This is a genomic window from Streptomyces sp. NPDC056486 (genome assembly GCF_042795295.1).
Lineage (GTDB): Bacteria > Actinomycetota > Actinomycetes > Streptomycetales > Streptomycetaceae > Streptomyces.
Genome location: NZ_JBHTSF010000262.1, coordinates 1 through 8,161, shown reverse-complemented (window position 1 = coordinate 8,161; position 8,161 = coordinate 1). Strand labels below are relative to the sequence as shown.

Here is an 8,161-nt window from a genome sequence, read left to right as displayed (position 1 = left end):
CCGGGGGCCGATTTTTGGGGGTTCCCACTCCCCCGTGTCCCCGCGGGGCGCCCCGGCGGGTTTGGCGGGGGGGGGTTTTGGGGGTTTCGGTGCGGGGGCCCCCCGGAACCACTCGGTTCCGGGCGCCCCCATTTTCGTACGTAACATCTGGGCGCCGCCGAGCGTGTCTAGGTCAGAAGCGGAACCTAGGGACGGACGGGGGACGATGACGACACGGCCGGAAGCTGTGGACCGAGCCGCGGATCGCGCCGCGGAGTTCGACGCGTTCTACGCCGCCACGGCCAAGAGATTGGTCGCCACGGTCTATGCGATGACCGGCGATCTGGCGGAGGCGGAGGACGCGGTGCAGGAGGCGTATGTGCGGGCGTGGCAGCGGTGGGAGCGGCTGACACGGGCGGGGGATCCGTTGCCCTGGGTCAGGACGGTGGCGTCCCGGCTGGCGATCAGCGCGTGGCGGCGGACCAGGAGCAGGCTGCGGGCGCAGTTCCGGCACGGGGTCGCGGCCGACGTGCCCGAGCTGTCGCCGGACCGGGTGGCGTTGGTGGAGGCGTTGCGTGAACTGCCGCCGCAGCAGCGGCAAGCGGTGGTGCTGCATCACCTGCTCGACCTGCCCGTGGAACAGGTGGCCGAGGAGACGGGCACGTCCAACGGAGCCGTCCGCACCCGGCTGAGCCGGGCCCGCAAGGCGCTGGGGGCGCGCTTGAGCGACGTGACTGACACGACTGACACGACTGACACGACTGCTTTCACCGCGGAAGGGGCGGCCCACCATGGCTGAGGTCGAAGAACTGCTGGACGACGTCACGGTACGGATGCCGAGCGGGGCGGAACTGCGGGCGCGGGGCGGACGGCGGACCGTGCGGCGCCGGGTCGCGGTGGCCGCGGGGGCGACGGCGCTGGTGGCGGGGGCCGTGACGTGGGCGGTGATGCCCGCCGGCGGGGGAGGGGGTGGTGACGGCAGGGAGGTGCGGCCGGCGGCCACGCCGACGGAGAACCCGTTCATGGTGGGCGGTGTCGTACGCCTGCTGTCGCCCGAGCTGATGCCTCAGGCCACGAAGTGGCAGTGGAAGGGACAGGAGGAGGAAGTGATGACGGACCTCCCTCTGCCGAAGGTGGGCGGCGACAACAGCTGCCCGGGCTCGTACGCCGGGCGGAAGGCTCCGAATCAGGTTCAGTACGGCACGCAGTACTACAGCGACAAGGACGCCACCGCCCGGCAGCGTGTCACCGAGTACGACAGTGAATCCGTCGCGGCGGACGAGGTGTCCCTCCTGCGCGACGCACTGACCGAATGCGGTCTCCGGGAGCACGCGGAAGGGGCGGAGGGGGCGGCCCCCTACTGGTCCGGCACCACCGAGTCCTCCTCGCGGCTCCGGGTCAGCGTGGAGCGGTGGCGCGGCTGGGTGTCCGTGGTGGAGGTGGAGGCGGATGGCCGTGGCTGACGGGGTACGCGGGGTAGGCGGGGTCCTTCAGCTCTCGACGGACCCCGGCCTTCCGTAGCGCCGGAACGCGGCGGTCTCCACGGACCAGGGGCCGAACGGCACCTCGTCGCCGAAGATGTACGGCTCCTTGTTCCCGTACCGGCCCGCGCACGGCTCGGAGTGCACTTCGATCGTGCCGGTACGAGGGTCGACGATCATGCAGTGGCCGATGCCCATGGCGGGGTACTCGATCAGCTTCTCGCCGTAGTTGTCGTTGTTGCTGTTCGGGTTGGACGGGGAAGCGATCTCGATGACGGCAAGCACCTGCGTGGCATCGACGGCGAGGCCCTCCTCGTCGAGCACGGCCTCGGGGATCACGAGGGCGTCCGGGAGCCGCATGCGGCTGGTCGGGGGGTGCTCGATCTCCGGGCCGTTCGCGCAGATGTGGCCGGGGTGGGTGGTGGGGAGCTGATCGTCCAGCTGGTCGCGGATACGGCGGACAGTGCCCGCACGGCGCTTGGAGCGGGTGATCATCGCGAGCCTCGGGCCCGAGGGGCCGATCTCGACCGTCCAGGATCCCTCAAGGCGCTCGGCGTACTCCATGAGCTCCTCGGCGATCACGCGCATCTTCGCGTAGTCCATGCCGCGAAGGTAGCGAGGTGTCCGTCAGCCCGAGGACCGTCCCGTCGCGGCAGCGGCCCGGGCGCTCATCAGGCATCCGAGGGTTTCCCAGTCCGACTAGCCCCGGAAAGACCCTATAAAGATGCGCAGCGCCATGCATTGGGGTGTATTTGGGCCTAAGTCAGACGTAGGCCTGAAAGGGAGGCTCTCCATGCGTGGAGCCACGCACGCCAAGTGGGCCGCATGTGCGGTGACCGTCGCCCTCGCGGCGACCGCCTGTGGCGGAGGAGGCGACAGTGGCGGTGGTGGCGACGGCTCGGGGATCGTGGGCTCCTCATGGGGCGATCCGCAGAATCCGCTGGAGCCTGCCAACACCAATGAGGTGCAGGGCGGCAAGGTGCTCGACATGATCTTCCGGGGTCTCATGCGGTACGACCCGAAGACCGGCGAGGCCAAGAACATGGTCGCCGACAAGATCGACACCAAGGACTCGCAGAACTTCACCGTGAAGATCAAGAAGGGGTGGAAGTTCAGCAACGGCGAGAAGGTCACCGCCAAGTCCTTCGTCGACGCCTGGAATTACGGCGCCCATCTGAAGAACAACCAGAAGAACGCCTACTTCTTCGGCTACATCGAGGGCTACGACAAGGTCCACCCGGAGAAGGGTGATGCCACGGCCGACAAGCTCTCCGGGCTGAAAGTCGTCGATGACACCAGCTTCACCGTCAAGCTCACGCAGAAGTTCTCCACCTGGCCCAAGACCCTCGGCTATCCGGCCTTCGCGCCGCTGCCCAAGGCGTTCTACGACGACCACGACGCCTGGCTCGCCAAGCCCGTCGGCAACGGCCCGTACACCGTGGACTCGTACGACAAGGGCTCCAAGATGTCCCTGCGCAAGTGGGGCGGCTACAAGGGTGACGACAAGGCGAGGAACGGCGGTGTGGATCTCAAGGTCTACACCGACAACAACACCGCCTATACGGACCTCATGGCGGGGAACCTCGACCTTGTCGACGACGTTCCCGCCTCGCAGCTCAAGAACGCCAAGAATGATCTGGGTGACCGCTACATCAACACGCCCGCGGGCATCATCCAGACCCTCGCTTTTCCGTTCTACGACAGCAAGTGGTCCAAGGACGGGATGGAGAAGGTCCGTCAGGGGCTCTCCATGGCGATCAATCGTGAGCAGATCACCGAGTCGATCTTCCAGAAGACCCGTACCCCGGCCACCGACTGGACATCCCCGGTCCTCGGCGAGGCCGGCGGCTACAAGTCCGGGCTCTGCGGCGACCCCTGCGAGTACGACGCCGCCAAGGCGAAGAAGCTGGTCGCGGACGGCGGCGGAATCCCCGGCGGCACGCTGAAGATCACGTACAACGCGGACACAGGCTCGCACAAGGAATGGGTCGACGCGGTCTGCAACTCCATCAACAAGGCCCTCGGGAAAGACAAGGCCTGTGTCGGAAACCCGGTCGGCACCTTCGCCGACTTCCGCAGCAAGGCCTCCCAGCAGAAGCTGGACGGCGCCTGGCGCGCGGGCTGGCAGATGGACTATCCGCTGATCCAGAACTTCATGCAGCCGCTGTACTACACGGACGCCCCGTCCAATGACGGCAAGTGGTCCAACAAGGAATTCGACGGACTCGTCGACAAGGCCAACGCCGAGACCGACACCGGGAAGGCGGTTTCCACCTTCCAGGACGCGGAGAAGGTCCTCGCCGACCAGATGCCGGTCATTCCGCTCTGGTACCAGAACGGCAGCGCCGGCTACTCGGACAAGGTCTCCGACGTGGCGCTGAACCAGTTCAGCGTCCCGGTCTACAACGAGATCAAGGTCAGCTGAGGCACAGGGAGCGGTCGTCCGGCGAGAGCGAATTCGCGCCGGATGACCGCTTCCGCTACTTCCGGAGCCCTCATGGGACGTTATGTGATCCGGCGTCTGCTGCAGATGATCCCGGTCTTCTTCGGCGCCACGCTGCTGATCTTCCTGATGGTGAACGTGATGGGCGACCCCATCGCGGGCCTGTGCGGAGACCGCAAGTGCGATCCCGCGACAGCCGCCCAGCTGAAGAAGGAATTCGGCCTCGATAAGCCCGTGTGGCAGCAGTACGCGACGTACATGGGCAATGTCTTCACCGGCGACTTCGGTACCGCCTTCAACGGGCAGAAGGTCACCGAGCTGATGTCGACGGCCTTCCCGCTCACGATCCGTCTGACGCTCGTCGCGATCGTCTTCGAGATCGTCATCGGGATCTCGCTCGGGGTCGTCACCGGGTTGCGGCGCGGGCGTCCCATCGACACCGTCGTTCTGATTCTGACGCTTGTCGTCATCGCCATTCCCACCTTCGTCACCGGCCTGCTCCTGCAGCTGCTCCTCGGCGTCGAATGGGGGGTCATGAAACCCTCCGTCTCCTCGGAGGCGCCCGTCAATGAACTCATCGTGCCGGGGCTCGTTCTCGCCTCGGTCTCCCTGGCGTACGTCACCCGGCTCACCCGTACGTCCATCGCCGAGAACCGCCGTGCGGATTACGTCCGAACGGCCATCGCGAAGGGGTTGCCCAGACGCCGCGTCATCACCCGGCATCTGCTGCGCAATTCACTCATCCCGGTGGTCACCTTCATCGGCACGGACATCGGCGCGCTGATGGGAGGCGCGATCGTCACCGAGCGGATCTTCAATATCCATGGCGTCGGATTCCAGCTCTACCAGGGAATTCTCCGGCAGAGCACGCAGACCGTCGTCGGCTTCGTGACCGTCCTCGTTCTTGTCTTTCTGGTGGCCAACCTGATCGTCGACCTCCTGTACGCCGTACTCGACCCGAGGATCCGTTATGCCTGAACCCCGAGAGCCGAAAGGACCGGACGGTGCCATCGCCGCGACCGGCGCCGGGGGTGCGATGGACCTCGCGGCGACCGAGGGGACGACGCTCGACAAGACCCCGGGCGGCCCCGAAGGCACCGGGCCGTCGGCCCCGGCCCGCAGCCTGTGGTCCGACGCCTGGCGTGAGCTGCGGCGGAACCCGATCTTCATCATCTCGGGCCTCATCATTCTCTTTCTCGTCTTCATCTCGCTCTGGCCGTCCGCGATCGCCTCGGGCAACCCGCTCGACTGCGATCTGGCCAACCGCCAGAAGAGCTCCGCGTCCGGCCACCCCTTCGGCTTCGACGGACAGGGCTGCGACGTCTACACGAGGACCGTGTACGGGGCCCGCGCCTCGGTCACCGTCGGCGTGTGCGCCACGCTCGGTGTCGCCATCCTGGGCAGCGTGCTCGGCGGGCTCGCGGGGTTCTTCGGCGGGTTCTGGGACGCGATCCTCTCCCGGATCACCGACGTCTTCTTCGCCATCCCCGTCGTACTCGGCGGCCTGGTGCTCCTGTCGGTCGTCACCAGCAACACCGTCTGGCCGGTGATCGGCTTCATGGTGCTCCTCGGCTGGCCGCAGCTCTCGCGCATCGCCCGCGGATCCGTCATCACCGCCAAGCAGAACGACTACGTCCAGGCGGCGCGGGCGCTCGGCGCCTCCAACTCGCGGATGCTGCTCAGACACATCGCGCCGAACGCGGTCGCGCCGGTCATCGTGGTGGCCACCATCGCGCTCGGCACGTACATCGCCCTGGAGGCGACCCTCTCGTACCTCGGCGTGGGTCTGAAGCCGCCGACCGTGAGCTGGGGCATCGACATCTCGGCCGCCTCCCAGTACATCCGCAACGCCCCGCACATGCTGCTCTGGCCCGCCGGGGCGCTTGCGATCACCGTGCTCGCGTTCATCATGCTCGGCGACGCGGTGCGCGACGCCCTCGACCCCAAGCTGAGGTAGGCGCCCATGGCAACCGTGGCATCCGAGGCATCAGCGACGCCCACCCCGGGAGCGTCCAAGCTGCTCGAAGTGCGCGATCTGCATGTGGAGTTCAGGACCAGGGACGGCGTCGCCAAGGCCGTCAACGGCGTCGACTACAGCGTCGCCGAGGGCGAGACGCTCGCCGTGCTCGGCGAGTCCGGGTCCGGCAAGTCCGTGACCGCGCAGGCCATCATGGGCATCCTCGACATGCCGCCCGGGAAGATCACCGGCGGCGAGATCCTCTTCAAGGGCCAGGACCTCCTCAAACTCAAGGCGGAGGAGCGGCGCAAGACGCGCGGCGCGGGCATGGCGATGATCTTCCAGGACGCCCTGTCGTCGCTGAACCCGGTGATCAGCGTCGGCCAGCAGCTCGGCGAGATGTACGTCGTCCACCAGGGGATGTCCCGCAAGGACGCCAAGGCCAAGGCGATCGAGCTGATGGACCGGGTGCGCATCCCCGCCGCCAAGGAACGGGTCGGGCAGTACCCGCACCAGTTCAGCGGCGGCATGCGCCAGCGCATCATGATCGCCATGGCGATGGCCCTGGAACCCTCGCTGATCATCGCCGACGAACCGACCACGGCCCTGGACGTGACCGTCCAGGCCCAGGTGATGGACCTGCTCGCCGAGCTCCAGCGCGAGCTGAACATGGGCCTGATCCTCATCACCCACGACCTGGGCGTCGTGGCGGACGTCGCCGACAACATCGCCGTCATGTACGCGGGCCGCATCGTCGAGAAGGCCCCCGTCCACGAGATCTACAAGGCCCCCGCGCACCCGTACACCCGGGGCCTCCTGGAATCCATCCCGCGCCTCGACCAGAAGGGCCAGGAGCTCTACGCGATCAAGGGCCTGCCGCCCAACCTCATGCACATCCCGCCGGGCTGCGCCTTCAACCCCCGCTGCCCGATGGCACAGGACGTCTGCAGGACCGATGTGCCGCCGCTCTACGACGTGGCGTACGACGGCCTGGACGCCGACCGCCGGAGCGCCTGCCACTTCTGGAAGGAGACGCTCGATGCCGCACGGTGAGCACGTCAGCAAGAAGCAGCTGGCGGAGGAGGGCGAGACCGCACGGCAGCTGATGGACCAGGCGCGGGCCGAGAACGAGTACGCCGCGCACGGCTCGGCGTCGGGCCGTGAGCCGATCCTCCAGGTGCGGGGTCTGGTCAAGCACTACCCGCTCACCCAGGGCATCGTCATCCGCAAGCAGATCGGCGCCGTCAAGGCCGTCGACGGCGTCGACTTCGACCTCGGGCAGGGCGAGACGCTCGGCATCGTGGGGGAGTCCGGCTGCGGGAAATCCACGGTCGCGAAGATGCTGGTGAATCTGGAGCGGCCCACGGCGGGCGAGATCCGCTACAAGGGCGAGGACATCAGCAAGCTGTCCGGGCGCGCGCTGAAGGCCCTGCGCCGCAACATCCAGATGGTCTTCCAGGACCCGTACACGTCGCTCAATCCCCGTATGACGGTCGGCGACATCATCGGTGAGCCCTACGAGATCCATCCCGAGGTCGCTCCGAAGGGGTCGCGGCGGCAGAAGGTGCAGGAGCTCCTTGACGTGGTCGGGCTGAATCCCGAGTACATCAACCGCTATCCGCACCAGTTCTCCGGCGGGCAGCGGCAGCGGATCGGGATCGCGCGGGGTCTCGCGCTGCGGCCCGAGATCATCGTGGCCGACGAGCCGGTCTCCGCGCTCGACGTCTCGGTGCAGGCGCAGGTGATCAACCTCCTCGACCGGCTGCAGAACGACTTCGACCTGTCGTACGTGTTCATCGCGCACGACCTGTCGATCGTGCGGCACATCTCGGACCGGGTGGGCGTGATGTATCTGGGGCGGATCGTCGAGATCGGCTCCGACGAGGAGATCTACGAGCATCCGACGCATCCGTACACGCAGGCGCTGCTCTCGGCCGTGCCGGTGCCTGATCCTGCGGCGCGGGAGCATCGGGAGCGGATCATTCTGAGCGGGGATGTGCCTTCTCCGGCGAACCCGCCGTCGGGGTGCCGCTTTCGCACGCGGTGCTGGAAGGCGCGGGAGCGGTGCGCTCTGGAGGTGCCGGAGTTGGCCGTTCCGGCGGAGTTCCGTTTCGGCGGGGGGCCCGCCGCGCATGACTCGGCTTGTCACTTCGCTGAGGAGAAGCAGGTGGTGCCGTAGGGGGGGGCGGGGCGGGCCCTGCGGGGCATTCCCCAATCCCGCCCCTTCCCGAAACCCGGGGGGGGGGGGGCCCCCCCCCCCCCGCCCAGCGGATCGCAGAAACACCCAGCGGGGGGGGAAAA

General features: G+C 67.6%; 8 protein-coding genes. 7 read left to right on the top strand and 1 reads right to left on the bottom strand.

Going from position 1 to position 8,161, the window contains the following annotated elements:
- The first annotated feature begins 205 nt into the window (after positions 1 to 205).
- Positions 206 to 778 carry a SigE family RNA polymerase sigma factor gene (locus ACFQ7F_RS44265; RefSeq protein WP_383284898.1) on the top strand — a complete coding sequence of 191 codons (573 nt, stop codon included), beginning with the start codon at positions 206 to 208 and terminating at the stop codon, positions 776 to 778.
- Positions 771 to 1,442 (top strand): hypothetical protein, encoded by a 672-nt coding sequence (locus ACFQ7F_RS44260; protein WP_383284894.1) that lies wholly within the window; start codon positions 771 to 773, stop codon positions 1,440 to 1,442. The genes ACFQ7F_RS44265 and ACFQ7F_RS44260 overlap by 8 nt, the downstream gene beginning before the upstream one ends.
- A 27-nt stretch (positions 1,443 to 1,469) precedes the next feature.
- On the opposite strand, the gene ACFQ7F_RS44255 is transcribed toward ACFQ7F_RS44260, so the two are convergent.
- Positions 1,470 to 2,063, bottom strand: a complete 594-nt coding sequence (locus ACFQ7F_RS44255; RefSeq protein WP_383284890.1) for a Uma2 family endonuclease — start codon at positions 2,061 to 2,063, stop codon at positions 1,470 to 1,472.
- Between the two features lie 190 nt (positions 2,064 to 2,253).
- Between ACFQ7F_RS44255 and ACFQ7F_RS44250 the strand changes: the two genes are divergently transcribed.
- The 5 genes from ACFQ7F_RS44250 to ACFQ7F_RS44230 all read left to right on the top strand — a co-directional run bounded on the left by ACFQ7F_RS44250 (position 2,254) and on the right by ACFQ7F_RS44230 (position 8,039).
- Positions 2,254 to 3,885: an ABC transporter substrate-binding protein gene (locus tag ACFQ7F_RS44250; RefSeq protein ID WP_383284887.1), complete on the top strand. Its 1,632-nt coding sequence runs from the start codon at positions 2,254 to 2,256 to the stop codon at positions 3,883 to 3,885.
- Positions 3,886 to 3,957: 72 nt separating this feature from the next.
- Positions 3,958 to 4,881, top strand: a complete 924-nt coding sequence (locus ACFQ7F_RS44245) for an ABC transporter permease (protein ID WP_383284884.1) — start codon at positions 3,958 to 3,960, stop codon at positions 4,879 to 4,881.
- Positions 4,874 to 5,860 (top strand): ABC transporter permease, encoded by a 987-nt coding sequence (locus ACFQ7F_RS44240; RefSeq protein WP_383284881.1) that lies wholly within the window; start codon positions 4,874 to 4,876, stop codon positions 5,858 to 5,860. The genes ACFQ7F_RS44245 and ACFQ7F_RS44240 overlap by 8 nt, the downstream gene beginning before the upstream one ends.
- Before the next feature lie 6 nt (positions 5,861 to 5,866).
- Positions 5,867 to 6,913: an ABC transporter ATP-binding protein gene (locus ACFQ7F_RS44235; RefSeq protein WP_383284878.1), complete on the top strand. Its 1,047-nt coding sequence runs from the start codon at positions 5,867 to 5,869 to the stop codon at positions 6,911 to 6,913.
- A 52-nt stretch (positions 6,914 to 6,965) separates the two neighbouring features.
- Positions 6,966 to 8,039 (top strand): ABC transporter ATP-binding protein, encoded by a 1,074-nt coding sequence (locus ACFQ7F_RS44230; RefSeq protein WP_383284901.1) that lies wholly within the window; start codon positions 6,966 to 6,968, stop codon positions 8,037 to 8,039.
- Positions 8,040 to 8,161 lie beyond the last annotated feature (122 nt).